Genomic DNA, 26,825 nt, shown 5'->3' on the forward strand with positions numbered 1-26,825 from the left:
GACGCAGCGAGCGTCCGGCGGGGCCACCGGTCATACAGCTCGTACCGGTCGTACGGGTCGGGTCGTCACATGTTGATCATGTGACCGGCGAGGCCGTGGATGGCCTCCTTGACCGCCTCGCCCAGGGTCGGGTGGGCGTGCACGTTGCGGGCCACCTCGTGGACGGTGAGGTCCCACTGCTGGGCCAGCGTCAGCTCGGGCAGCAGCTCGGTGACCTCGGGGCCGATCAGGTGGGCGCCGAGCAGCTCGCCGTGCTCGGCGTCGCTGATCACCTTGACGAAACCGATCGGGTGGCCGAGGCCGTGCGCCTTGCCGTTCGCGGTGAACGGGAACTTGGCGACCTTGACGTCGTGGCCCAGCTCGCGGGCCTGCGCCTCGGTGTAGCCGAAGGAGGCGATCTGCGGCTGGCAGTAGGTGGCGCGCGGGATCATGGCGAAGTCGACCTCCATGGTCTCCGCCCCGCCGATGGTCTCGGCGGCGATCACGGCCATCGTCTCGGCGGCGTGCGCCAGCATCAGCTTGGCGGTGACGTCGCCGATCGCGAAGATGTGCTCGACGCTGGTGCGGCCGCGGCCGTCCACCGCGATGGCGTTGCGGTCGGTGAGCTTGACGCCGGTGTTCTCCAGGCCGTAGCCGTTGACCCGCGGCGCGAAGCCGATCGCCTGGAGCACCTTGTCGGCCTCCAGCACCTGCTGCTGCCCGTCCTTGGTGACGGTGACCCGGACCTTGGCGTTCCGGTCGCTGTCGTCGATCGACTCGACCCGGGTGGAGGTGAGCACCTCGATGCCCAGCTTGCGGTACTGCTTGGCGAGTTCGGTGGAGACCTCGACGTCCTCCAGCGGCACCACCCGGTCGAGGAACTCGACGATGGTGACCTTCACGCCGTAGTTGTGCAGCACGTAGGCGAACTCGACGCCGATCGCGCCGGCGCCCGCGATGATGATGCTCTCCGGCAGCTGCTCGGTGAGGATCTGCTCCTCGTAGGTCACCACGCGCTCGCTCAGGCTGGTGCCGGGCAGCAGTCGGGTGGTGGCGCCGGCCGCGATGACGCAGTGGTCGAAGGTGACCACGTCGAAGCCGCCGCCGCTGAGCGCGACCTGGAGGGTGTGGTCGTCGACGAAGGTGCCCCAGCCGTCGTACTCGGTGATGCCGTTCTTCTTCATCAGGTAGTGGACGCCCTTGACCCGGCCGTCGGCCACCGAGCGGCTGCGCTTGAAGGCCTCGCCGAAGTCGAAGGTCACCGTGCCGTCGACCTTGATGCCGAAGGTCTTCGCCTCCTTGGTGAAGATGTGGGCGAGCTCGGCGTTGCGCAGCAGGGCCTTGGAGGGGATGCAGCCGACGTTGAGGCAGACGCCGCCCCAGTACTTGGCCTCGATGACGGCGACCTTCAGGCCCAGCTGGGCCGAGCGGACGGCGGCGGTGTAGCCGCCGGGGCCCGCGCCGAGGACGACGACGTCGTAGTGGGTGCTCATCTTGCTGACTCCTCCGGGGGATGTCCCTGTGGCGTGGTCTCGATCCCATGGTGTCAGGACCGGGTCCGGCGCACCCACCGGGTCCCGGCGGAGGCGCTCCGCGCGGAACCGTACCGGGCCCGGGGCGGATTGTCAGTGGGCTCCGCTACGGTGACCGGCACCGGACCCCACCAGGGGCGACGGCGGAGGGAGGCGGGCATGGACGCACGGCGCACGGCGGGCGGGTGGGCCCGCCGCCCGAGGACGGCAGCGGGCCCACCCGGGCGTCAGGCCGTCACCTCACGGCCCGCGGCGCCGCCCGTGCCGGCACTGCCCGATCCGGCGCGGCCCGGGGTGCTCATACCCGTTCCGGCGGCCGGCTGACCGGCCGGGCGCCGGTCCGACGGCGTCGCCGCCACCGGGCGCCGCAGCGAGGAGAGGTCCCAGGCGTAGGTGCCGACGGCGTGGGCGATCACGTCGATGTTGGCGTCGAAGGCCGCCATGTCGAGGTTGCCCAGGTCGTCGCAGGCCCGGTGGTAGCAGGAGTCGAAGGCGGCACCCGCCGTGCCGCCGTAACGGGCCTGCTGCTCGGGGGTCTTGATCACCTCGGCGCCGGTGTCGGTGCCGCCCGCCGGGATGCCCTGGTCGATGAACGGGCCGTAGTCGGAGCGGCCGTCGAAGGCGATCGGCTCGTGCGGCAGTCCGCGGCTGTCGAGGTAGTCGCCGAGGTCCCGTTCGAGCTGGGCCGAGCCCTCCGGGCCCGCGTCGCCGCCCGCACTGCCGGAGCCGTTGTAGACGAACTGCGCGTAGTTGGGGGATGCGATCATGTCGAAGTTGAGGTAGAGCCGGATCTTCTTCCGGTCCGCTGCGGAGAGCGACTTCACGTACGCCTCGGAGCCCTTGAGGCCGAACTCCTCGGCGGACCACCAGGCGAACCTGACCTTGTTCCGCACCGGGTGGACGCCGAGGTTCCGGGCGACCTCCAGGATGCCGGCCGCGCCGGAACCGTTGTCGTTGATGCCGGGCCCGGCGGGGACGGAGTCCAGGTGCGCGCCGATCATCACGGTGTCGGCCGGGTCCCCGCCGCGGGTCTCGGCGAGGACGTTCCAGGTCCTGCGCTGCTCCATGAAGGTCCGCAGGTCGAGGGTCACCCGCACCGGCCCCGCGGCGGCCTTCGCCGCCAGGGCCTCGCCGTCCGCCCGGGAGATCCCGCCGGTCGGGACCTTCCCGGCGGTGGGGTCGGTGAGGGTGCCGCTGAGGGCGCCGTCGGTGTTGTTGTAGATCAGCGCCCCGACGGCGCCGGACGCGGCCGCGGCCGCCTGCTTCTCGGCGAAGGTGCAGCCGCCGCGCCGGATCAGCGCGATCCGGCCGGTGACCGATCCCGCCGGGTAGTCGGCGGCCGTGCAGCCGGTGGCCGCGCCGACCGGGGCGACGCCCAACTCGGCGGTCAGGCCCGCCTCGGGGCCGCTCACCGAGTACGTCATCGCCGACACCGGCACCGACTCGGCCTGCGGGGAGAGGACTTGGAGGTGCTCCGAACGGGCCTCGAAGAAGGTGTACTCGAACTCCTGCCGGGAGACCTTGAGGCCGGCCCGCCGGGCCTGCTCGTAGACGTACCGCGCGGACTCGTCGTGGCCCTTCGAACCGGCGGCCCTGGTACCGCCGTTGCGGTCGGCGAAGCGTTGCAGCGCCGCCAGGGTGCGGTGCGCGGAGTCGGCGCCGGCGGCCGCGACCAGGCGTTCGGCCAGTCTCGCGCCCCGGCGGGCCGGGTCCGGATCGGCCTGGGCACTGCCGGCCCCGACCAGGAGGAACGGGGCGACAAGGGCGGTAACGGTCAGGGCTGCGCCCGCACGGCTGCGGGAGCGGGCGGGGCGGGTGGGAGGGGCGGTGCGCGACTGCAAGGCGACTCCTTCCGACGGTCCGTGGACTCACGATTGGACCCGAACCGTCCCGCCTTGCCAAGGCCGCCGCGCGGTCGCGAGGTGCGGAGGCGGCCGCCTGCGGTGATCCTGGAGGGGTGGGGGCGTCTCATCCAGGAGGGTGAACAGATGTCCATGCTGGATAAGCTCAAGCAGATGCTCAAAGGGCACGAGGACCAGGCCGAGAAGGGGATCGACAAGGCGGGAGACGCCTTCGACGAGCGCACCCAGGGCAAGTACAGCAGCCAGGTGGATACCGCCCAGGACAAGCTGAAGGAGCAGTTCCGCGACCAGCCGCCGCAGTAGCACCCGGCCGCGGTGCCACCCGGCCGGGGTCGGCGGCGCTCAGCCCCGGCCCCGGCCCTCGGGGGCGCCCTCGCCGTCGCGCTCGGGCGGTTCGTCGCCGCCGGAGCCGCAGTTCCCGCACGGCCCCGGGCCCGGTCGCTCCCGCAGCCGTCCGCACTCCGGGCACACCCGGTCCAGCCAGCAGGCCGACTCCCCGCCTTCGTCCACTGCGCCTCGATCCATGCCCGGATTCTGCCCGGTGACTTCCCGGCGAGGCGAGTAGACACCGTCTACGGCGATCCAGTAGACAGTGTCTATGACAGAGGACGACCAGGATCTGCGCACCCGGCTGGTGGCCGCCGGCGTCGAGCTGGTGAGCCGCGAGGGCGTGCACGCGCTCGGCCTGCGCGAGATCGCCCGGCGCGCCGGGGTCTCGCACGGGGCTCCGCGCCGCCACTTCCCCACCCACCGGGAACTGCTCGCCGCCATCGCCCGGCACGGCTTCGGCCGGCTCACCGACGCCCTGGCCGGCGCCGACGCGCTGGCGGCCACCACCGGCGCCGACGCCCGCACCCGGATCGACGCGCTCGCCCGCGCCTACCTCGGCTTCGCGGCGGCCAATCCCGGCATGTTCGAGCTGATGTTCCGTCACGACCTGCTGGAGGACAGCGGCACCGAGCTGCGGCGCACCACCCTGCCGCTGTTCCGGACCCTCGCGGAGCTGGTCGCCGAGGTCCACCCGCAGCTGACCGACCCGACCGCCGCCACCGCCGCGCTCTGGGCCAACCTGCACGGCCTGGCCCAACTGCGCACCTGGGGCAGCCTGCGGCTGGCCACCGGCGGCGAGGACCTCGAACCGCTGCTGCGCGCCGCCCTGGACGCCCACCTCGGGCCGGTCCCCCGGTGAACCCGCGGCACCGCCGGGGGCTCACCCTGGCCGCCAGCATCACCGGTGCCGTCCTGGTCGCCCTCGACGGCACGGTGCTGAGCGTCACCCAGCCCACCCTCCAGCGCGACCTGCACGCCTCGGTCACCGCCGTCCAGTGGACCAGCACCGGCTACCTGGTCACCGTCGCCGCGCTGCTGGTCTTCGCCGGCCGGCTCGGGGACCGCTACGGGCACCGGCGCCTGTTCGTCCTCGGCGTGACCGGGTTCGCCGCGAGCTCGGCCGGAATCGCGGCCGCCCCCGGCATCGGCTGGGTGATCGCCCTGCGGGTCGCCCAGGGCATGACGGGCGCCCTGCTCCAGCCCGCCACCCTCGGCCTGCTGCGCGCCGTCTGGCCCGCCGACCGGCTGCCCGGCGCCATCGCCGCCCGCACCGCCGCACTCGGCCTGGCCGCCGCGACCGGACCGCTGGTCGGCGGCGCGCTCACCACCCACCTCGGCTGGCGGGCGGTCTTCCTGCTCGGCCTGCTGCCCGCCGCGGCCGCCCTGCTCGCCGCCCTCGCCATCCCCGCCGCACCGGGCGCACCGGGCGCACCGACCACCGGACGGACCGTCAGCGGCCTGGACCTGCCGGGCGCGGCCCTGCTGGCCCTCACCCTGGTCGCCCTGGTGCACACCCTGGTCACCCTGCCCACCGCCGGCTGGACACCCGGCACCGCCCTGGTCCTCGCCGTCGCCGCGCTGGCCGCCCTCGCCCTCGCCCGGCACGAGCGGCGCACCGCCCACCCCCTGCTCCCGGCCGCCGTGCTGCGCTCGCCGACCGTGGGGCCCGCGCTCGGCGTCCTGTTCGCCGCCTCCGCGGCGGTGCTCGGCGTCCTCTTCCCGGCCACCTACTTCCTCCAGGACGTCCTCGGCCTCGACCCGCTGCGCAGCGCCCTGCGGGCGGCGCCGCTCGCGGTGTCGATGATCCTCGCCGCCCCCGCGGCCGCCTGGCTGGCGAAGCGTCACGGCGTGCGCACAACCGTGCTGGGCGGAATGGCGCTGATCACGGCGGGCATCCTGCTGACCGCCCGGCTCGGCCCGGACTCGGGGGACGCCGCGATCGGCGGCTGCTTCCTGCTGCTCGGCTGCGGCCTGGGCGCGGTGATGACCACCGCCACCTCGGCCATCGTCCAGGGCGCGCCCGCGGCCGAGTCCGGCCTCGCGGGCGGCCTCCAGCAGACGGTGATGAACATCGGCCCCGCGCTGGGCATCGCCCTCGCCACCACCGTGGCCGGCCGTACCGCCCCGGGTGCCGCCCTCACCCCGGTCGCCCTGGCCACCGCCGCGGTCGCGGCGGCCGGCGCCCTGCCGGCCCTGCGCCTCCCCCGCCGGCGGGCGGCGCAGCCCCTGCCCGACCTGACCTAGCGTCGCCGCCACAGGTGTCTCGATGGTCCGTCAAAGACTCGATGAACAAGAGGACTTGATGACCACGGGCGACCCGGACCGGTCCCCGGCGCGTTCCGGCGCGCCGGGGGCCGGGCGGGGTCAGACCACCCCGGCGGTGGAGACCACCACCACCTTCGCCACCGTGCCGTCCTCGCCGACCGAGTCCCGCAGGTGCCGGAAGCCCAGCCGCTCGCACATCGCCAGGCTCGGGGTGTTCTCCGCGCCGACCAGACCGTAGACCTCCTCCAGGCCCAGCACGTCACCGGAGTAGCGGATCAGGCCGCGGACCACCTCGGCGCCCAGGCCGCGGCCCCAGCACTGCGGGACGAGCGCGGCGACCAGTTCGTGGCCGTCGACGTTCCCGGTCGGCTTCACCTCCGCGTGGCCCGCGTAGGTGCCGTCCAGCCACAGGCCCCAGACGTCGAAGAGCCGCCGGGGGTAGACGTCGGTGAGGATGGCGCGGAACAGGATGCGCAGGTCCGGTTCCGGCACCAGGTCCTGGCCCATCCAGCGGCACACCTCCGCGTCGCGGAGCAGGCCGACGAAGGCGTCCTCGTCGTCGGGTCTGTACGGGATGAACTCCAGGCGTTCGGTGCGCAGCACGGGGGTCACGGCGGCTCCTCGTTCAAGGTCGTACTCGGGGAAGTACCTGAGGGTGGGTGCGGGGTGCGGGGTCAGGCGCCGGCGTTCTCCATGCGCTCGCGCAGGCTGCGCGGGCGCATGTCGGTCCAGACCTCGTCGACGTGGGCGGAGCACTCCGCCTCGGTGCCCTCCTTGCCGACGGGCTGCCAGCCGGCGGGCACCTCGAGGTCGACCGGCCAGAGGGAGTACTGCTCCTCGTCGTTGCGCAGCACCTGGTAGCGGGTGTTCTCGTCCATGGACTTCTCCTTCGGTGACGGTGGTGATGACGGTGAACGGTGGTGATCGTGGATGGTGGACGGTGCAGGGTCAGCGGGAGTGCCGGGCGTGCCGGGCGATCTGGCGCAGCGCCTCGGCGAACTCCTCGGCCACCCGGCGCACGGCGGCCGGGTCGTGGACGGCGGGGCGGTGGTGCCAGGTGAAGGCGAGCCGACCGTGCTGGGCCGCGCCCACCACCTCCAGCAGGTGGGAGCCGCCGTCCCCGGGGTCGTGGTCCTGGCCGCAGGAGCCCAGTTCGGCCCGGACCAGGCCGTCCCCGGGGGTCTGCGGCCGGGCGTCCCACTGGCCGAGGTAGTTGAAGACCACCTGGCCGGGCGCGCCGGCGGTGAGGCGCGCGCGGACCTCGGGCGGGCCGAAGGTGCGCAGCGCGCCGAAGCCGAGCCCGTTGCCGGGCACCGCGCGCAGTTGGCGCCGGACGGACTTCACCAGGGCCCGCCAGTCCCGGTCCGGGCCGAGTTGCTCGGGCGCGGGGACGTCCAGGCCGACCGGGAAGACGGTGGTGAACCAGCCGACCGTGCGGGACAGGTCGACGCCCTCCAGCAGGTCCTCCCGGCCGTGGCCCTCGAGATCCAGCCGGACCCGCTGCCGCCCGGTCCAGCGGGCCAGTGCCAGGGCGAGGGCGGCGAGCAGGACGTCGTTGACCCGGGTGCGGTAGGCGGCGGGGGCGGCCCGGAGCAGGGCTTCGGTGTCCGCCTCGTCGAGTTCCACGGTGACGGTGCCGGTGCCGCCGCCCGCGGCCGGGTCGGCGGGCCCGCCGGAGAGGCCGGGGAGTTCGGCGGGAACCGCCACCGCCTGCTCCCAGTAGGCCAGTTCGTGGTCCAGCCCGCCCTCGACGACGTGGCCGGCGAGCCGCTGCGCCCAGTCCCGGAAGGAGGTGCCGCGCTCCCCCAGGGCGATCGGGCCGCCCCGGCGGGCCTGCTGGTAGGCCGTCTCCAGGTCGTCCCGGAGCACCCGCCAGGAGACGGCGTCGATCACCAGGTGGTGGGCGACCAGCAGGAGCAGCGGCGGGCGGTCCGGTTCGCCGGTGAACAGGGCGGCGCGCAGCAGCGGTCCGCGGGCCAGGTCGAAGCCGCTGTGCAGTTCGTCGGCGGCCTTGGTGAGGGCGGCCTCGGCGGATTCGGCGGAGTGGCCGGTCAGGTCGTGCCGGACGAGCAGGTCCTCGGTGCGGGCGGGCGGCGGGTTGAACTGCCGCCAGCCGGAGCCGTCGTGGGTGAAGCGCATGCGCAGCGCGTCGTGGTGGTCCAGCAGGGCGTCCAGGGCGGCGCGCAGCGCGGTGTGGTCCGGGTCGGGGCCGAGTTCGAGCAGCGCCGACTGGTTGAAGTGGTGGTGGGCCACGCGCGGGGTGGTGAGGAACCACTCCTGGATCGGGGTGAGCGGCACCGCTCCGGTGACCGGGCCGTCGTCGGTGCGCTCGGTGGCGCTGCGCACCACGGTGGCGAGTTCGGTGACGGTCTGGTGGGTGAAGAGGTCCCGGGTGGCCAGGTGCAGGCCGTCCCGGCGCAGCCGGGAGACCACCTGCATGCTGAGGATGGAGTCGCCGCCGAGCAGGAAGAAGTTGTCGTCGGCGCCGACCTGTTCGACGCCGAGCACGTCGGCCCAGATCCGGGCGATCCGGCGTTCGGTGTCGGTCTGCGGCGGGCGGTACGGGCCGGCCGCGGCCTGGACCGGCCCGGGGTCGGGCAGGGCCCGGCGGTCGGTCTTGCCGTTCGGGGTGAGCGGCAGCCGGTCGAGCGGGACGAACACCGCCGGGACGAGGTGCGGCGGCAGCGCTTCGGCGAGCTGGGCGCGGAGTTCGAGGGCGGTCGCGGCGGGGTCGTCGGCGCCGGTGGCCGGGTCGGTGTAGACCACGTGGGCGACCAGTCGGCCGCCGCCGGGGGCGTCGGTGCGGACGGTGACGACGGCGTCGCGCACCAGCGGGCTGCGGCGCAGCGCGCTCTCGATCTCGCCGGGTTCGATCCGGAACCCGCGCAGCTTGATCTGTTCGTCGGCCCGTCCGCAGTACCGGAGTTGGCCGTCGGCGTCGCGGCGGGCGAGGTCGCCGGTGCGGTACATCCGGTCGCCGGGCGCGCCGTACGGGTCGGGCAGGAAGCGCTGGGCGGTCAGGCCGGGCCGGCCGTGGTAGCCGCGGGCGAGGCCGGGGCCGGCCAGGTGGAGTTCGCCGGTGACGCCGGGCGGGACGGGGCGCAGGGCGGCGTCCAGCAGGTAGGCGCGGGTGGCGCCGCTGGGGCGGCCGATGGCGGGCGCCGCGCCGGCGCCGGCGGTCAGCGGGCCGGTCCAGGTGGCGACCACGGTGGCCTCGGTGGGGCCGTAGGAGTTGACCATCCGGCGGCCGGGGGCCCAGGCGTCGACCAGGTCGGCCGGGCAGGCCTCGGCGCCCACCACCAGGGTGCGCAGCGCGGGCAGGGCCTGCGCGGCGTCCCGGTCGAGGGTGGCGAGGGCGGCCGGGGGGATCAGCGCGTGGCTGATCCGGCGTCCGGCGAGCGCCTCGGCGAGCCGTTCGCCGACCAGCGGTCCCTCCTCGCCGGTGACCAGCGCGGCGCCGCTGAGCAGCGAGATGCACAGTTCCAGGACGGAGGCGTCGAAGCTGGGCGAGGCGAACTGGAGCACCCGGTCGCCGGGGCCGACCGCGTACTGTTCGGCGGCGGCGGCCGCGAAGGCGGCGAGTCCGGCGTGGGTGACCAGGACGCCCTTGGGGGTGCCGGTGGAGCCGGAGGTGTAGACGACGTACGCCGGGTGGGCGGGGGTGAGGGCGCGGGCGGGCGCGGTGTCCGGGCCGTCGGCGTGCCAGACCTGGTCGGGGTCGTCGAGCAGCACGGCGGCGCCCGCGTCGCGGACCATGAACTCGCGCCGGGCGGCCGGGTAGTCCGGGTCCACCGGGAGGAAGGCGCCGCCGGCCTTGGCGACGGCGAGCTGGGCGACCACCGCGGCCGCCGAGCGGGGCAGGGCGAGGGCGACCAGGCGCTCCGGTCCGACGCCGCGGTGCACCAGGTGGTGGGCGAGCCGGTTGGCGGCCCGGTCCAGTTCGGCGTAGCTCAGGGTGCGTTCGGCGTCGAGCAGGGCCGGGGCGTCGGGGGTGCGGGCGGCCTGCCGTTCGAACAGCTCGGGCAGGGTGGCCTCGGGTACCGGGCGGAAGTCGCCGCGGGCCCGGCCGAGTTCGGCGGCGAGCCGGTCGGCGGCGGCCAGCGGGAGGGTGCCGACGGCGCGGTCCGGGCCGTCGGCGACGGCGGTCAGCAGGGTGGCGAGCTGGTCGGCCATCCGCTCGGCGGTGGCCGGTTCGAACAGGTCGGTGTTGTAGGTGAGCAGGCCGTGCAGCGTGTCGTGGTCGCCCTGGGCGAACTCCAGGACGAGGTCGAAGGCGGTCCGGGTGGTGTCGGTCTCGACGTCGGTCACCGCCAGGCCCGGCAGGTCGGGTTCGGCCGCCGGGGTGTTCTGGAGCACCACCAGGGCCTGGAACAGCGGGCTGCGGCTGGTGTCGCGGACCGGCTGCACCTCGTCGACCACCCGCTCGAAGGGCACGTCCTGGTGGGCGAAGGCGTCCCGGACGGTCTGCCGCACCTCGGCGAGCAGGGCGGTGAAGGGCTGCCGGGGGTCGACCCGGGAGCGCAGCACCAGGGTGTTGACGAAGAAGCCGATCAGTTGCTGGGTCTCGGGGCGGTCGCGGCCGGCGGTGACGGTGCCGACCGCGATGTCCTGGTCGCCGCTGAGCCGGGCCAGGTAGGCCTGGGCGGCGGCGACCAGGGTGGTGAACAGGGTGGTGCCCCGGTCGCGGCCGACCCGGGCCAGCCGCCGGGCGGTGTCGGCGGGCAGCTCCAGCCGGACGGTGCCCCCGTTGCTGGTGCGCACCGCCGGGCGGGGCCGGTCGAGCGGTAGCCGGAGCGTCTCGACTCCCGCCAACTGCTGCTTCCAGTAGTCGAGTTGGCTTTCGTCGTCGGCTCCGCGCTGCCAGTGGGCGTAGTCGGCGTACTGCACCGGGAGCGGCGCCAACGGCGACTCGGCGGAGCCGAGTTCGGCCCGGTAGAGGTGGGCCAGCTCGGTGAGCAGCACCCCGGTCGACCAGCCGTCGGTGACGATGTGGTGCAGGGTCAGCGCCAGGACGTGGTGGTCCTCGGCGAGGCGGGCCAGCGCGGGGCGCAGCAGCGGGCCGCGGCGCAGGTCGAAGGGGTGGGCGCGCTCGGCGGCGAGCAGCCGCCGCAGCTCCGGCTCCTGGTCCGCCGCGGGCAGTCCGGACAGGTCGTGGCGCGGCAGCGGCACCTCCTGCGGCGGGTGGACGCGTTGCACGCCCTGGCCGTCGACGCTCTCGAAGGTGGTGCGCAGCGACTCGTGCCGGGCCACCAGGGCGCCGAGCGCCGCGCCGAGGGCGCCGGTGTCCAGCGGGCCGCGCAGCCGCAGCGCGAGCGCGGTCACGTACTCGGCGCTGCCGGGCGCGAACTCCTCCAGGAACCACAGGCGTTGCTGGGCGTAGGACATCGGCGCGGCGGTGGACCGGGGGACCGGGACGAGGGCGGCCCGGGCCGGGCCGGCCGCCTCGCCCGCGTCGGGCGCCCCGTCGGCGACCCGCGGGTCGCCGGTGAGCAGCGCGGCCAGCGCGGCCGGGGTCGGGTGGTCGAACACCGCGCGGGGCGTGAGCTCGACGCCGAAGGCCTCGGTCAGCCGGGTGGTGAGCCGGATGCTGAGGATGGAGTCGCCGCCGAGCGCGAAGAAGTCCGCGGTCACCCCGGGGGCGGGGATGCCCAGCACCTCCGCGAAGACCTCGGCGGTGCGGCGTTCGGCCGCGGTGCGCGGCTCGACCCGCTCGGCGCCCCCGGCGGCGTGCTGCTGGTCCGGCGCGGGGAGGGCGGCCCGGTCGACCTTGCCGTTGCGGCTCAGCGGGAGGGCGTCCAGTGGGACGAAGGCGGCGGGGACGAGGTAGTCGGGCAGGGTGCGGGCGGCGAAGGCCCGCAGTTCCTCGGGGTCGACGGCGCCGACCGGGTAGGCGACCAGCCGGCGGGCGCCGGGCCCGTCGGTCCGGGCGATGACGGCGACGTCGGTGACCGCGGGGTGGGCGGCGAGCACGGCCTCCACCTCGGCCGGCTCGACCCGGAAGCCGCGGATCTTCACCTGGTCGTCGGCCCGGCCGAGGAACTCCACGGTGCCGTCGGGGCGGCGCCGGGCCAGGTCGCCGGTGCGGTACATCCGGCTGCCGGGCGGGCCGTACGGGTCGGCGAGGAAGCGGGCGGCGGTGGCGCCCGGCCGGCCGAGGTAGCCGCGGGCCAGGCCCTCGCCCGCCAGGTACAGCTCGCCCGGGCAGCCGGGCGGGACGGGCCGCAGCCGGCGGTCCAGCACGTGCACCAGGCGCTCGTCCAGCGGGCGGCCGATCGGCACGGTGTCGGGCACCGCGGCCGGGTCGGCGAGTTCGTGGGCGGTGGCGAAGGTGGTGGTCTCGGTGGGGCCGTAGCCGTCCACCACGGTCAGGCCGGGGCAGGCGGCGAGCACCCGGCGCACGGCGGCGGCGGGGACGACGTCGCCGCCGGTCCAGAGCGTCCGCAGGCCGCCGAAGCAGTCCGGGGCGTCCTGGGCGAGCAGCCGGAACAGCCCGGCGGTGAGCCACAGGGCGGTCGGCCCGTCCGGTCCGGCGAGCCGGCGCAGCAGGGCCGCGTCCAGCGGTCCGGCGGGGGCCACCAGGACGCAGCCGCCGGTCAGCAGCGGGGTCCACACCTCGAAGGTGGCGGCGTCGAAGGCCACCGGGGAGTGCAGCAGCACCCGGGCGCAGCGGCCGTCGGCGAAGCGGCTGTCGGTGGCGAGCGAGGCGACGTCCCGGTGCCGGACGGCGACCGCCTTGGGCTCGCCGGTGGAGCCGGAGGTGTACATCACGTACGCCAGCCGGTCGGGGTCGGCGGGCGGCAGCCGCCGGGGCGCCGGGTCGGTGCGGGCGGCGGTGACCTCCTCGGCGGTGAGCCGGCGTCCGGCGCCCGCGCGGGCGAGCAGGGTGCGGCGGCGCTCCTCGGGGGCCCGCAGGTCGACGGGCAGGTAGGCGCCGCCGGCCTTGAGCACGGCCAGCTGGGCGACCACCAGTTCGGCCGAGCGCTCCAGCTCCAGCGCGACCGGCTCCTCGGGAGCCGTGCCCGCGGCCAGCAGTCGGCCGGCCAGCCGGTCGGACCAGGCGTCGAGCTGCCGGTAGCTCAGCTCCCCTGCGTCCGTGCGGACGGCGGGGGCGTCGGGGGTGCGCCGGGCCTGCTCGGCGAAGACGGTCAGCGGGCTGCGCGGGGACGCCGGGCGGGCGGTGGCCCGCCAGTCGGCGAGCCGGGCCCGGTCGGCCGGGGTGAGCGGGTCCAGTGCGTCGAGGTCGCCGCCGTCGGCCAGCGCGTCGGCGAGGCCGGTCAGCAGCAGGGCGAGCCGGTCGGCGGCGTCCCGGGCGGTGCGGTGGTCGAACAGCGCGGGGTCGTACGCCAGGTCGTAGCCGAGCCGGTCGCCGAGGTGGGCGCGCAGGCACCAGGGGAAGGTGGTGGCGTCGTCGGCGCGCACCGCGACCACCCGGACCCCGGTCCGGGCCGCGGCCGACTCGTCGACGGGGTAGTTCTCGAACACCAGCATGCTGTCGAACAGCGGCTCCCCGGCGGGGAGTTCGCCGAGCGCCTGGATCCGGGTCAGGGCCAGGTGGTCGTACCGGCGGGCCTCGCTCTGGCGGTCCTGGAGCTCCCGCAGCCAGGGCAGCACGCCGCCGGGGGCGAGCCGCACCCGGGTGGGCACGGTGTTGATGAACAGGCCGATCATCGTCTCGACCCCGGGCAGTTCGGCCGGGCGGCCGGACACGGTGGTGCCGAAGACCACGTCCTCGCCGCCGCCGTGCCGGGCCAGCAGCAGCGCCCAGGCGCCCTCGATGACGGTGTTGACGGTGAGTCCGGCGGCGGCGGCGCTCTCGCGCAGCCGCCGGGAGAGCGGTTCGTCCAGGGCGCGGTGGACGGCGGCGGTGGAGCGGGCCCGGTGCGCCCCGGCCGGGCGGCGGTCGTAGGGCAGCGGGGTGCGGGCGGTGAACCCGGCGAGTGCGGCGCTCCAGTGCGCCTCGGCCGCCGCGGTGTCCTGGCCGCGCAGCCAGTCCAGGAAGTCGGCGAACGGCCGGCGGACCGGCCGGGGCGCCTGCGGGCCGCCGGTCAGCGCGGCGTACTCCTCGCACACCTCGGTGAGCAGTTGGCCGGTGCTCCAGCCGTCCAGGATCAGGTGGTGGGTGGACCAGAGCAGCAGCACCTCGTCGTCGGGCAGCGCGGCCAGGGTCAGCCGGGTGAGCGGCGCGGTGGTCAGCTCCAGCGGGGTGGCCCGCTCCTCGGCGAGCAGCCGTTCGGTCTCCGCCGCCAGGTCCGGCGGCGTGGCCGGGCGCAGGTCGAGGTGGCGCACGGGCAGTGACGCGTGCCGGGCGACCAGGTGGACGGGGTGCGGCAGGCCGCGCCAGTGCACGGCGGAGCGCAGTGCCGGGGTGCGGTCGGCGACCCGCTGCCAGGCGGCGGCGAGGGCCTGCGGGTCGGCGACCCCGGCGAGCCGCACGGCGATCCGGTCGACGTAGGCGCCGTCGGTGTCGACCAGCCCGTGGAAGAGCATCCCGGACTGCAGCGGGGTCAGCGGCAGCACGTCGTCGACGGCGTGTCCGTCGCCGACCAGCCGGTCCAGCTGCGGCTGGTCGAGGCCGGCCAGCGGGAAGTCCGACGGGGTGCGGCCGCCGGCGCCCGGGCGGGCGCAGTGCTCGGCCAGTTCGCGCAGGGCGTCGCGCGTCTCCTCGGCGAGGCCGCGCACGGTGGCCTCGGGGTAGATCGCGGTGGGGTACGTCCAGCCCAGTTCGAGGCGGCCGTCCTGGACCGCGCCGGTGACCTCCAGGAGGTAGGGGCGCGGCTCGTCCGGGTCGGTGTCGCGCCCGGCGGGCGGCAGCGGGCCGCGGACCAGGCCGTCGGCGGCGCCGCCGGTGTCGACCCGGCCGTGGTAGTTGAAGCCGATCTGCGGGACGGCCGCCCCGGTGAGCGGGCCGTCCGGGAGCAGGTGGCGCAGGGCGCCGTGGCTGAGGCCGCGCAGCGGGACGGCGCGCAGCTGCTCCTTGACGGCGCGCAGGGTGTCGTGCCAGCCGGCCGCCGGGTCGACGCGCAGGGCGAGCGGGAACTCGGCGGTGAACCAGCCGACCGTCCGGGAGAGGTCCAGGCCGTCGAGGAGTTCCTCGCGGCCGTGCCCCTCCACGCCGATGAGCACGGTGTCCCGGCCGCACCAGCGGCTCAGGGTGCGGCCCAGGGCGCTGAGCAGCACGTCGTTGACCTGGGTGCGGTAGGCGGCGGGTGCCCCGCGCAGCAGGGCCTCGGTGGTCGCCTCGTCCAGGGTGACGGTGACGGTGGCGGCGCCGGCCTGGGTGTTGCCGCCGGGGCGTCCGGCGGGCAGTTCCGCGGGGGCCGCGCCGGTGCGGGTCCAGTACCCGGCGTCGCCGTCCAGGGCGCCCGAGCGGGTGTGCCGGCCGAGCCGGGCGGCCCAGCGGCCGTAGGACGTGCCCTCCGGCGGCAGCTCGACCGCGGCGCCGCTGCGGGCGGTGCGGTAGCCGGTCTCCAGGTCGGCCAGCAGGATCCGCCAGGAGACCCCGTCCACGGCCAGGTGGTGGGCGGTGAGGACGAGTTGGCCGGGCCGCTGCGGGCCGGCGTCGAAGAGGAGGGCGCGCAGCAGGCGGCCCTCGACCGGGTCGAGCGAGCGCTGGGCGGCGTCGGTGGCGTGCTGTACCTCGGCCTCCAGTGCGGCGTCGTCGAGGCCGGCCACCGGGTGGTGGGTGAACAGGCCGTCCGGCTGCGGCGGCCGCACCTCCTGGCGCCAGCCCGTCCCGTCGTGGCGGTAGCCGGTGCGCAGCGCCGGGTGGGCGGGCAGCAGGGCGAGGACGGCCGCGCGCAGCGCCGCCGGGTCGGTGCCGGGGGCGAGTTCGAGGCGCTGGGTCATGGTGAAGCGCAGTGGGTCGCCGGGGCGGCGGCCGTCCAGGTACCAGTGCTGGATCGGGGTGAGCGGCGCCTCGTCGGGCTCCGGCTCCGACGCGGCCCGGGGCGTCGACTCGCCGACGACGAGGGCGAGTTCGGCGACGCTCTGGTGCCGGAAGACGTCCTTGGTGGTCAGCGCCAGCCCGTCGGCCCGGGCCCGGGAGACGATCTGGATGCTCAGGATGGAGTCGCCGCCGAGGGCGAAGAAGTTGTCCCGGGCGCCGACCCGTTCGACTCCGAGGACCTCGGCCCAGATCGCGGCGAGCCGCTGCTCGGGGCCGGGCCGCGGGGCCACGTACGGGGTGGCGCTGTCCGGCTGGGCGGGCGGTGCGGGCAGGGCGCGACGGTCGGTCTTGCCGCCGGCGGTGCGCGGGATCCGGGCCAGCGGGACGAAGGCCGCGGGCACCAGGTGGTCGGGCAGGGTGCGCCGCAGCCAGGCCCGCAGCTCCTCGGCGGGCGGCACCCGGTCCCCGGCCGGCACGGGGTAGCCGACCAGCAGGGTGCGCCCGGCGTGCTCGCGCGCGGCGACCGCGCAGTCGGCGAGGTCGGGGTGGGCGAGCAGGGCGGCCTCCACCTCGCCGGGCTCGATCCGGAAGCCGCGGACCTTCACCTGGTCGTCGGCCCGGCCGAGGAACTCCAGCTGCCCGTGGGCGTCCCAGCGGGCGCGGTCCCCGGTGCGGTACATCCGGCTGCCGGGCGGGCCGTACGGGTCGGCGAGGAAGCGGGCGGCGGTCAGCCCCGGCCGGTCGAGGTAGCCGCGGGCGACCTGGGGGCCCGCCAGGTACAGCTCCCCGGGCATCCCGGGCGGCACCGGGCGCAGCGCGTCGTCCAGCAGGTGGGCGCTGAGGCCCCGGCCGGGGCGGCCGATCACCGGGCGGTCGGGGTGGTCCGCGCAGCGGGCCCAGGTGGCGTCGACGGTGCACTCGGTGGGGCCGTAGACGTTGTAGGCGGTGACGCCGAGTTCGGCGCGGGCGGCGGCGAGCCGGCGCCAGGTGGCGGCGGGGACGGCCTCGCCGCCGACCAGCAGCAGCCGCGGGTGGTGGCGGCCGGGGTCGAGCAGTCCGGCGGCGGTGAGTTCGCGCAGGAAGGACGGGGTGACGTTGACCAGGTCCAGCCGGCGCTCGGCGACCAGGGCGCAGAAGGCCTGCGGGTCCAGCCGGACGTCCTCGTCGATCAGATGCACCTCCTGCCCGAGCGCGAGCAGCAGCGGGCCCTCCCAGCTGGTGTCGAAGGAGAAGGAGGCGCTGAGCGCGATCCGCAGCCGCTCGCCGTCGGCGGTGTGCGGGGCGACCAGGCCGAGGCGGTGGTCGCGGCAGAGGCTGACCAGCTGGCGGTGCTCGACGGCCACGCCCTTGGGGCGGCCGGTGGAGCCGGAGGTGAAGATGACGTAGGCGGTGTTCCCGGGCAGCAGCGGGGCGGTCCGCTCGGCGTCGGTCAGGTCGTGCCCGGGCAGGGCCTGCCAGGGCACGTCGCGCAGGTCCTGCTCGGTCAGCACGGTGTGCGGCCGGGCGTCGTCGAACAGCAGGGCGGCGCGTTCGGCGGGCAGCTCCGGGTCGACGAAGAGCACGCCGGCGCCCGCCTTGAGCACCGCGAACAGCGCCACCACCAGCTCGGAGGTGCGCGGCAGCCGCAGGGCGACCAGCCGTTCCGGGCCGGCGCCGAGGGCGACCAGGTGGCGGGCCAGCCGGTTGGCCCGCCCGTTGAGGGCGGCGAAGTCCAGGGTGGCGTCCCGGGCGACCAGCGCGGTGGCGTGCGGGGTGCGGGCGGCCTGCTCCTCGAGCAGGGCGGGCAGGACGGTGTCCGGCTCCTCGGGCAGCGGTTCGCCGCGGCCCTGCCGCAGAGTCCGGTCCCGCTCCTCGGCGGTCATCAGCGGCAGCGCGCCGACCGGGGTGTCCGGGTCCGCGGCGACGGCCTCCAGCAGCACGGTCAGCCGGGCGGCGAGCTGCTCGGCGGTCCGGGCGTCGAACAGCCCGGTGCTGTACTCCAGGTGGCCGGTGAGGCCGCCGTCGCGCTCCACGAAGTCGAAGGACAGGTCGAAGGTGGCGTGGCGCACCGGCGGGGTGACCGGCTCGACGGTCAGGCCGGGCAGCCGGGGCGCCTCGGCGCCGAGGTTGTGCAGGGCCACCATCACCTGGAACAGCGGGGTGCGGCTGGTGTCCCGCTCCGGTTGGAGGGCGTCCACCAGCCGTTCGAAGGGCACCTCCTGGTGGGCGAGCGCGTCCAGCACGGTGTCCCGCGCCCCGGCCAGCAGGGCGCGGAACGGCAGCTCCGGGCGGACGGCGCCGCGCAGCACCAGGGTGTTGACGAACATCCCGACCACGTCGTGGAGTTCGCCCTGGTCGCGGCCCGAGGTGACGGTGCCGACGGCGAGGTCGGACTGCCCGGACCAGCGGGCCAGCAGCACCTGGCAGGCCGCCAGCAGGACGGTGTAGAGGGTGCCGTCGGCCTCCCGGCCGCGCTCGCGCAGCCGGGCGGTCAGGGCGGCGGGCAGGTCGAAGGTGACCAGCGCGCCGTCGGTGCCGCGGACCGCGGGGCGGGGGCGGTCGGTGGGCAGTTCCAGCGGCGGGAGGTCGGCCAGCACCGTGCGCCAGTGGTCGAGTTCGGCCTCGGCGCGGTCGCTCCGGGAGCGCTGCCAGGTGGCGAAGTCGGTGTAGCGGACGGGGAGTTCGGGCAGCCGGGGGCGGCGTCCGGTGAGCGCGGCCGCGTACAGCTCGGCGAGGTCGCGGCCGAGCACGCCGATCGACCAGCCGTCGGTGGCGATGTGGTGCACCGCCAGGACGAGCATGTGCTCCCGCTCCCCCGTGCGCACCAGCCGGGCGCGCAGCAGCGGGCCGGCGGCGAGGTCGAAGGGGGTGGCGGCGATCCGCTCCAGCAGGGCGTCCAGCGCGTCCGGGTCGGTCTCCTCGGCGGGCAGCTCGACCGGGTACGGCGGGCGCACCACCTGGTGGGCCCGGCCGTCCCGTTCGGCGAAGGTGGTGCGCAGCGCGGCGTGCCGCTCGACCAGGCCGTCCAGGGCCGCGCCCAGCGCGTCCCGGTCGAGCGTCCCGCGCAGCCGCAGCACGGACAGCGTGGTGTACTCGGTGCCGCCGGGCTCGAAGCGGTCGAGGAACCAGAGCCGCTGCTGGGCGTAGGAGAGCGGCGGTTCGCCCGCCGGGTCGTCGACCACCGGGATCACGGCCGGGCCGGGGGCCGCGGCGGGCGCCCCGAGGGCTTCGGCCAGGTCGGCCAGCACGGGGTGGCTGAACAGCAGCCGGGGGGTGAGGTCCGCGCGCCCGAAGGCCGTGCGCAGCCGGGCGGTGGCCCGGACGGCGAGGATGGAGTCGCCGCCGAGGGCGAAGAAGTCGTCCTCGGCGCCGACCTCGGCGGTGTCCAGCACCTCCGCCCAGGCGGCGGCGACCAGTTGCTCGGCGCGGGTGCGCGGCGCGGTGCGGGCGCGGCCGGCCGCGCCCGGGTAGCCCTGCGGGCCGGGGGCGGGCAGCGCGCGCCGGTCGAGCTTGCCGTTGGGGGTGAGCGGCAGGGCCGCCATCGGGACGTAGGCGGCGGGCACGAGGTAGGCGGGCAGCAGCCGTTCCAGGTGGGCCCGCAGGTCGGCGGCGGACGGCGGCTCGGCCGCGCCCTCCCCGGCGACCACGTGGGCGACCAGCCGGCGGGTGCCGGCCGCGTCCTGGTGCACGCCGACGGCGGCCTGGCCGACGCCGGGGTGGGTGAGCAGGGCGGCCTCGATCTCGCCGGGCTCGATCCGGAAGCCGCGGATCTTGACCTGCTGGTCGGCCCGGCCGAGGTAGTGCAGGGTGCCGTCGGAGCGGCGGCGGGCGCGGTCCCCGGTGCGGTACATCCGGCTGCCGGGCGGGCCGTACGGGTCGGCGAGGAAGCGGGTGGCGGTCAGCCCGGGCCGGTTGAGGTAGCCGCGGGCCAGGCCCTCCCCCGCCACGTACAGTTCGCCGACGGCGCCCGCCGGGACGGGCGAGAGCCCGCCGTCCAGCAGGTGGAGCCGCAGGTCGGCGAGGCCGTCGCCGATCGGGGCCGGGCCGCCCGCGGCGGCGGTGGCCAGGCCGAGCGGGGCGTGGGTGACGTGCACGGTGGTCTCGGTGATGCCGTACATGTTCACCAGGCGCGGCGCGTCCTCGGGGTGGCGGGCGTACCAGTCGCCGAGCCGGGTGGCGTCCAGCGCCTCGCCGCCGAAGACGATCGTGCGCAGCACCAACCGCCGTGACAGTTCCGGGTGTTCGGCGTCGGCGCGGACCAGCGGGTGGAACGCGGACGGGGTCTGGTTGAGCACCGTGACGCGCTCGTCGACGAGCAGCCGCAGGAACTCCTCCGGCGAGCGGGCGACGTCCTCCGGCACCACGACCAGCCGGCCGCCGTGCAGCAGCGGGCCCCACAGCTCCCAGACCGAGAAGTCGAAGGTGTAGGAGTGGAACAGCGTCCAGACGTCCTGCGGGCCGAAGTCGAACAGCTCCCGGGTCTGGTCGAACAGCCGGACCACGTTGGCGTGCGGGACGACGACGCCCTTGGGGCGGCCGGTGGAGCCGGAGGTGTAGATGGCGTAGGCGGGGCTGTCGGGCAGCGGGCGGCGGCCGGGGTCGAGCGCGGCGGTGCCGCCCGGCCCGGGGTCGGCCGGCGACAGCACGGGGACGGACGCGGGCTCGTCCGCGAACGTCACCAGGGCCACCGGGTCGGCGTCGGCGAGCAGTTCGGCGCGGCGTCCGGCGGGCAGCTTCGGGTCCAGCGGCAGGTAGGCCGCGCCGGTCTTCAGGACGGCGAGGACGGCCACCACCAGCTCGGCCGTCCGGGGCAGCGCGAGGGCGACGAACCGCTCGGGCCCGGCGCCGAGTGCGGCCAGCCGGCCGGCGAGCCGGGTGGCCCGCTCGTCCAGGGCGGCGTAGTCGAGGTGCTCGCTCCCGCAGGTGACCGCCTCGGCGTGCGGGGTGCGGGCGGCCTGCGCCTCGAACAGGTCGACCAGGGTGCGCCCGGGCCGGCCGTGGGCGCCGCCGTCGCCCGCGGCCAGCAGCCGGCGGCGCTCCTCGGCGGTGGTCCAGGCCAGCTCGCGCAGCGGCCGGTCGAGGCCGCGGGCGAGCTCGGTGAGCAGCAGGCAGAGCCGCCCGGCGAGGTCGCGGACCGTCCCGGCGTCGAACAGCTCCGGGTCGTGGGCGAGTTCGAAGCCGAGGCGGTCGCCCTGGTACGCGCGGAGCACCAGCGGGAAGTTGGTGGCGTCCCGGGAGGCGACCTCCACCAGCCGGACCCCGGTGCCCGCCGCGCGGGCGTCGTCGAAGGGGTAGTTCTCGAAGGCGACGATGCTGTCGAACAGCGCGCCGCCGGCCGGGACGTCGCTGTAGCCGGTGAGTTCGGCGAGCGAGACCGCGGCGTGCCGCCGGGCCCCGGCCTGCTCCTCCTGGAGCCCGCGCAGCCAGTCGGCGGCGGTGCGGCCGCCCTCCACCCGGACCCGGGTGGGCAGGGTGTTGATGAACATCCCGATCATCGACTCGACGCCGGGCAGTTCCTCGGGACGGCCGGAGACGGTGGTGCCGAACAGCACGTCCGGCTCGCCCGCGTACCGGGAGAGCAGCAGCGCCCAGGCGCCCTGGACCACGGTGCCGAGGGTCAGTCCGGCCCGGCGGGCGGCGCCGGCCAGCTGCTCGGAGACCTCCTCGGACAGGCCGGCCCGGTGGCTGTCCGCCGAGCGGGCCCGGTGCAGCTCGCGCCGGGGGCGGTCGACGGGCAGCGGGGTGGCGCCGGCGAAGCCCGCCAGCACGCCGCGCCAGTGCGCCCGGGCGGCCCCGGTGTCCTGGTCGGCGAGCCAGCGCACGTAGTCGCCGAAGGGACGGCGCAGCGCCGGGGCGGGCGCGGCGCCGGTGGTCAGCGCGGCGTACTCCTCGAACACCTCGGTGAGCACCTGGGCCAGGCTCCAGCCGTCCAGGATCAGGTGGTGCGAGGTCCAGAGCAACTGGACCCGGGCGTCCGGCAGTCGGACCAGGGTGAGCCTGGTCAGCGGCGCGACGGCGATGTCCAGCCCGGCGGCGAGGTCCTCGGCGCGCAGCCGCTCCAGCCGGTCGGCGCGCTGCTGCGGGTCGAGCGCCCGCAGGTCGTGGTGGGCGACGGGCAGCCGCACGTCGCGGTGCACCAGCTGGAGCGGGGCGGGCACGCCCTCCCACCGCACCGAGGTGCGCAGCGCGGGCGTCCGGTCCACCACCCGCTGCCAGGCCAGCGCGAGGGTCCGGGGGTCGGTCACGCCCTCCAGCAGCAGGGCGGCCTGGTCGAGGTAGACGTCGTCGGGGCCGCCGACCAGGCGGTGGAAGAGCATGCCCTCCTGGAGCGGGGTGAGCGGCAGCAGGTCCTCGACGTCCCGTCCGTCGCCGACGATCCGGTCCAGGGCGGCCTGGTCGAGCCCGGCGAGCGGGAAGTCGGAGGGGGTGCGGCCGCCGGTGCCGGGGGTGGCGCAGTGCTCGACCACGGCGGTCAGGGCACGGACGACGGCCTCGGCGAGGGCCTGGACGGTGGCCGTCTCGTGCACCTGCTCGCTGTAGTGCCAGGTGAGTTCGAGGACGCCGTCGGTGACCACGGCGGAGATGTCGAGCAGGTGGTCCAGCGGCTCGTCGGGGGCGTGGTCCCGGCCCGGGGCGGGACCGGCCGGGGCGAAGTCGCCGTCGGCGGGGGCGGTCCACTGGCCGTGGTAGTTGAAGCAGACCTGGGGCAGCGGGACCTCGCGCAGGGCGCGGGCGGCCGGGTCGCCGTCGCGCAGCCGGGCCAGCGCCTCGTAGCCGAGGCCCCGGTGCGGGACGGCCCGCAGCTGCTCCTTGACCTGCTTGAGGGTGGCGGCCCAGTCGGGGCGCTCGGCCGGGCCGGCCGGGGTGAGGGTGACGGGGTACTGGGTGGTGAACCAGCCGACCGTCCGGGCCAGGTCGGGGCCGTCGAACAGGTCCTCGCGGCCGTGGCCCTCCAGGGCGACGGTGACCTGCCCGCCGCCGGTCCAGTCGGCGAGGGCCCGACCGAGCGCGCTCAGCAGCACGTCGTTGACCTGGGTGCGGTAGGCCTCGGGGACGGTGCGCAGCAGTGCGCCGGTGGTGGCGCGGTCCAGCCGGGTGCGCAGGGTGCGGACCGAGCCGGCGGTGGGCGTGCCGGGGTGGTCGACGGGCAGCGGCCGGACGGGCTGCCGGGTCGCCGCCGTCCAGTACGGCAGGTCCTGGTCGAGGCCGCCGGAGCGCACGTGGTCGGCGAGCCGGTGCGCCCAGGTGGTGAACGGGGTGTGCTCGGGCTCCAGCCGGGGTGCGGCGCCGTCCGCCGCCTGCCGGTAGGCCCGTTCCAGGTCGGCCAGCAGCACCCGCCAGGAGACGCTGTCCACGGCCAGGTGGTGGGCGGCCAGCAGGAGTTGCGGGCGTTCCCCGGTGGGCCCGCGGAACAGGACGGCGCGCAGCAGGGTGCCGGTGGCCGGGTCCAGCGCGGCGCGGGCGGCGTCGGCGGCCTGCGCCCGGTCGCGGGCCGGGTCGGCCCGGTCGAGCAGCCCGGCGGTCGGGGCGTCGACCGGCTCCTGCCGCCAGCCGTCGGCGTCCTGGCGGAAGCGGGTGCGCAGCGCCGGGTGGGCGGCGAGCAGCGCCCGCACCGCCATCTCCAGGGCGGCCTCGTCGAGCTGGAGCGGGAGGTCGAGCAGCATCGACAGGGCGTAGTGGCGCAGCGGGCCGTGGGTGGCGAGGAACCACGCCTGGACCGGGGTGAGCGGGGCCGGTCCGTCGATCCGGGGCGGCGCCGCGGCCGGGGTGGCGGGGGCGGTCGCCGCACGGGCGGCGGCGGCGAGGTCGGCGACGGTCTGGTGGCGGAAGACGTCCTGGGAGCCGATCCGCAGGCCGGCCGCGCGGGCCCGGGAGACGGCCTGGATGCTCAGGATGGAGTCGCCGCCGAGCTCGAAGAAGTTGTCGGTGACGCCGACCCTGGGCACGCCCAGCACCTCGGCCCAGATCGCGGCCAGGGTCTGCTCGTCGGGGGTCCGGGGGGCGACGAACGCGTGCTCCTGCTCGCCGGGCCGCGGGGCGGGCAGGGCGCGGCGGTCCAGCTTGCCGCTGGTGGTGAGGGGCAGCGCGGCCAGCGTGGTGAAGGAGGAGGGCACCAGGTGGTCGGGCAGCACCCGGCGCAGCGCGGCGCGCAGTTCGGCGGCCGGCAGGTGCGTCCCCGCGGCGGGGACCAGGTAGGCGGCCAGCCGGGTGTGGCCGTGGGCGTCCGGGCCGGCCACGACGGCGGCCGCGGCGACCCCGGGCAGGTCGAGCAGGGCCGCCTCGATCTCGCCGGGCTCGATCCGGTGGCCGCGCACCTTGACCTGGTCGTCGGCGCGGCCGAGGTACTCCAGCCGGCCGTCGGCCGTCCAGCGGGCGAGGTCGCCGGTGCGGTACATCCGGGTGCCGGGCGGCCCGTACGGGTCGGCGGTGAACCGGGCGGCGGTCAGGCCGGGGCGGCCGGCGTAGCCGCGGGCGACCTGGGCGCCGGCCAGGTGGAGCTGGCCGCTGACGCCGGGCGGCACCGGCTGGAGCCGGTCGTCCAGCACGTACGCCCGGAGGTTGGGCAGCGGGCGGCCGACCAGCGGGCGGTCCTCGGCGGCGATCCGGCAGGCCAGGGCGTCGACGGTGCACTCGGTGGGGCCGTAGTAGTTGTACGCGGCGGTCCGCGGCCGGGCGGCGAGTTCGCGCCAGAGCCCGGGGCCGACGGCCTCGCCTCCGAGCATCAGCACCCGGGGCCGGTGCCGGGGGTCGTCGAGCAGCCCGGCGGGCAGCAGTTGGCGCAGGTAGGAGGGGGTCAGGTCGAGGAAGTCGATCCGGTGCCGGACGACGTACTCGACCAGGGCCGCCGGGTCCATCCGGGTGGTCTCGTCGACCAGGTGCAGCGGGTGGCCGTCGGCCAGCAGCAGCACGCCCTCCAGGGAGGTGTCGAAGGAGAAGGACGCGGTCAGCGCGACCCGCAGCGGGCCGCCGCCCGCGTCGGCGACGAAGCCGGCCCGGTGCGCGGCCAGCAGGTTGGCCAGTGCGCGGTGCGGGACGGCGACGCCCTTGGGGCGGCCGGTGGAGCCGGAGGTGTACAGCACGTAGGCGGTGTTGTCGGGGTGCAGCGGGGCGGTCCGGTCGGCGTCGACGGGGTCGGTGTCCGGCCCGTCGGCGGGCAGGGCGCGCAGTGTCGCCTCGTCCAGGACGAACGCCGGGCGGGCGTCCGCCAGCAGGTAGTCGATGCGCTCGGCGGGCAGCGCGAGGTCCAGCGGGAGGTAGCCGGCGCCGGTCTTCCAGACGGCGAGGATGGCGGTGACCAGGTCGGCGGTGCGCGGCAGGTGCAGGGCGACCAGTTGCTCGGGGCCGATGCCGCGGGCGATCAGCTGGTGGGCGAGCCGGTTGGCGCGGGCGTTGAGCTCCGCGTAGCCGAGCACCTGGTCGCCGGCGGTCAGCGCCGGGGCGTCCGGGGTGGCCGCCGCCCGGCGCTGCAGCAGCTCGGGGTGGAGTGCGTTCTCGACGGGCAGGTCGGTGGCGTTCCAGTCCCGGGTGACCTGCCGGGTCTGCTCCGGGGAGAGCAGCGGCAGGGTGCCGAGCGGGCGGTCGGGTTCGGCGGCGGCGCCGGCCAGCAGCCGCAGCAGCTGGTCGGCGGTGCGGCGGGCGGTGGCCGGGTCGAAGAGGTCGGCGCGGTACTCCAGCAGGCCGGTGAGCTGCTCGCCCTCGGGCACGAACTCCACGCTGAGGTCGAAGGTGGCGGCCTGCCGGGGTATCGCGACCGGGGTGACCGCGGTGCCCTCCGGGGCGGTGGCCGCGGGCGGCGCGGAGTGCAGCAGCACCAGCACGTCGAACAGCGGGTTGCGGCCGGCCTCGCGGGGGGCGGCCACCGCCTCGACGATCCGGTCGAACGGGGTGTCGCCGTGCGCGAGGGCCTCGTTGCCGGTGCCGGCGGCGGCCGCCAGCAGGGTGCGGAAGGAGCCGGCCGGGTCGACCCGGGTGCGCAGCACCACGGTGTTGACGAAGCAGCCGACGGCGCGCTCCAGTTCGGTGCGAGAGCGGCCGGGGGTCAGCGAGCCGACGCTGACGTCCTCCTGGCCGGACCAGCGGGCCAGCAGCGCCTGGACGCCGGCCACCAGCGCGGTGTTCAGGGTGCCGTGCTGTTCGGCGGCGAGTTCGCGCAGCCGGGCGGTGAGCGGGGCGGGGACGGTGAAGGCGTGGACGGCGCCGGGCCCGGCCTCCTCGCCGCGCCGGGGGTGGTCCAGCGGCAGTTCGGGCGGCACCGCGCCGGCCAGCCGCCGCTTCCAGTGGGCGAGTTCGGCCTCCAGCCGGACCCCGGAGAGCTGTTCGCGCTGCCAGGCGGCGAAGTCCGGGTACTGGACGGCGACCGGCGCGAGCTCCGGCGCGGCGCCGCGGGCCAGCGCCGCGTAGGCGGTGCACAGCTCGTCGAGGACGACGCCCATCGACCAGCCGTCGGTGACGATGTGGTGCGCGGTCAGCTGGAGCACGTGCGCCTGCTCCGACTCGCGGACCAGCAGGGCGCGCAGCAGCGGCCCCCGCCGCAGGTCGAAGGGGCGGGAGTACTCGGCGAGCAGCAGCGCGTCCAGGCCGTCCGCCGGGCCGTCCGACAGGTCGGCCGCGACCTCGCGCACCGGCACCGGCGCGGCCGGCCGGACGGTCGGCACCGGGCGGCCGTCGACCTCCTCGAAGACGGTCCGCAGCGCCTCGTGCCGGGCCAGCACGGCGGCCAGCGCCCCGGTGAGCGCCGCGCCGTCCAGCGGCCCGGTGAACCGGACGGCCAGCGCGCTGTTGTAGCGCGGGTCGCCTGGGCGCAGCCGGTCCAGGAACCACAGCCGCTGCTGGACGGAGGACGGCGGCAGCGGGCGGCTGCGGTCGGCGGGCGGGATGGCCGCCGCGGTGGTGCCGGACCGTCCGGCCAGCCGGAGCCGGAGCGCTTCCCGCAGGTCGGCGGGCAGGGCGGCCGCGCGGTCTCGCTTCGAAGGCGTCATGGTCGTCGGATCC

9 protein-coding genes are annotated in these 26,825 nt (G+C 76.6%); 3 read left to right on the forward strand and 6 right to left on the reverse strand.

All coding sequences use genetic code 11. The features are described from left to right. Positions 1-65: 65 nt before the first annotated feature. Together lpdA and AB0O91_RS25205 are read right to left on the reverse strand one after the other, a co-directional pair. Positions 66-1,472, reverse strand: a complete 1,407-nt coding sequence (gene lpdA, locus AB0O91_RS25200; RefSeq protein ID WP_363437057.1) for a dihydrolipoyl dehydrogenase — start codon at positions 1,470-1,472, stop codon at positions 66-68. Positions 1,473-1,738: 266 nt separating this feature from the next. Continuing rightward, the gene (locus tag AB0O91_RS25205) at positions 1,739-3,352 is read right to left on the reverse strand and encodes a M28 family peptidase (protein ID WP_363437060.1); all 1,614 of its coding nucleotides are present in this window, start codon (positions 3,350-3,352) and stop codon (positions 1,739-1,741) included. Between the two features lie 147 nt (positions 3,353-3,499). Between AB0O91_RS25205 and AB0O91_RS25210 the strand changes: the two genes are divergently transcribed. Next, entirely contained in the window at positions 3,500-3,676 is a 177-nt protein-coding gene (locus tag AB0O91_RS25210; protein WP_350512108.1) for an antitoxin, read from the forward strand. A 39-nt stretch (positions 3,677-3,715) separates the two neighbouring features. Here AB0O91_RS25210 and AB0O91_RS25215 read toward each other — a convergent pair whose 3' ends face one another. Next, the gene (locus tag AB0O91_RS25215; RefSeq protein ID WP_363437063.1) at positions 3,716-3,898 is read right to left on the reverse strand and encodes a hypothetical protein; all 183 of its coding nucleotides are present in this window, start codon (positions 3,896-3,898) and stop codon (positions 3,716-3,718) included. A gap of 73 nt (positions 3,899-3,971) precedes the next feature. Between AB0O91_RS25215 and AB0O91_RS25220 the strand changes: the two genes are divergently transcribed. Both AB0O91_RS25220 and AB0O91_RS25225 read left to right on the forward strand, forming a co-directional pair. Further along, positions 3,972-4,562, forward strand: a complete 591-nt coding sequence (locus AB0O91_RS25220; RefSeq protein ID WP_363437066.1) for a TetR/AcrR family transcriptional regulator — start codon at positions 3,972-3,974, stop codon at positions 4,560-4,562. Further along, positions 4,559-5,947, forward strand: coding sequence for an MFS transporter (locus AB0O91_RS25225; protein ID WP_363437069.1), 1,389 nt, complete (start codon positions 4,559-4,561; stop codon positions 5,945-5,947). Before AB0O91_RS25220 ends, AB0O91_RS25225 begins: the two co-directional genes overlap by 4 nt. Positions 5,948-6,067: 120 nt before the next feature. On the opposite strand, the gene AB0O91_RS25230 is transcribed toward AB0O91_RS25225, so the two are convergent. The 3 genes from AB0O91_RS25230 to AB0O91_RS25240 all read right to left on the reverse strand — a co-directional run bounded on the left by AB0O91_RS25230 (position 6,068) and on the right by AB0O91_RS25240 (position 26,812). After that, positions 6,068-6,580, reverse strand: coding sequence for a GNAT family N-acetyltransferase (locus tag AB0O91_RS25230; RefSeq protein ID WP_363437072.1), 513 nt, complete (start codon positions 6,578-6,580; stop codon positions 6,068-6,070). Positions 6,581-6,642: 62 nt separating this feature from the next. Further along, positions 6,643-6,846 carry an MbtH family NRPS accessory protein gene (locus AB0O91_RS25235; RefSeq protein WP_363437074.1) on the reverse strand — a complete coding sequence of 68 codons (204 nt, stop codon included), beginning with the start codon at positions 6,844-6,846 and terminating at the stop codon, positions 6,643-6,645. Between the two features lie 70 nt (positions 6,847-6,916). Then, the gene (locus AB0O91_RS25240; protein ID WP_363437077.1) at positions 6,917-26,812 is read right to left on the reverse strand and encodes a non-ribosomal peptide synthase/polyketide synthase; all 19,896 of its coding nucleotides are present in this window, start codon (positions 26,810-26,812) and stop codon (positions 6,917-6,919) included. Between the last annotated feature and the right edge of the window lie 13 nt (positions 26,813-26,825).

The sequence above is a fragment of the Kitasatospora sp. NPDC089797 genome, assembly GCF_040684795.1.
Taxonomy (GTDB): domain Bacteria; phylum Actinomycetota; class Actinomycetes; order Streptomycetales; family Streptomycetaceae; genus Kitasatospora.

Bases quoted from the DNA above. Each gene is read 5' to 3' on its own strand.
- AB0O91_RS25215 (WP_363437063.1), bottom strand. From the start codon at position 3,898: ATGGATCGAGGCGCAGTGGACGAAGGCGGGGAGTCGGCCTGCTGGCTG.
- AB0O91_RS25220 (WP_363437066.1), top strand. From the start codon at position 3,972: ATGACAGAGGACGACCAGGATCTGCGCACCCGGCTGGTGGCCGCCGGC.
- AB0O91_RS25235 (WP_363437074.1), bottom strand. From the start codon at position 6,846: ATGGACGAGAACACCCGCTACCAGGTGCTGCGCAACGACGAGGAGCAG.
- lpdA (WP_363437057.1), bottom strand. From the start codon at position 1,472: ATGAGCACCCACTACGACGTCGTCGTCCTCGGCGCGGGCCCCGGCGGC.
- AB0O91_RS25210 (WP_350512108.1), top strand. From the start codon at position 3,500: ATGTCCATGCTGGATAAGCTCAAGCAGATGCTCAAAGGGCACGAGGAC.
- AB0O91_RS25240 (WP_363437077.1), bottom strand. From the start codon at position 26,812: ATGACGCCTTCGAAGCGAGACCGCGCGGCCGCCCTGCCCGCCGACCTG.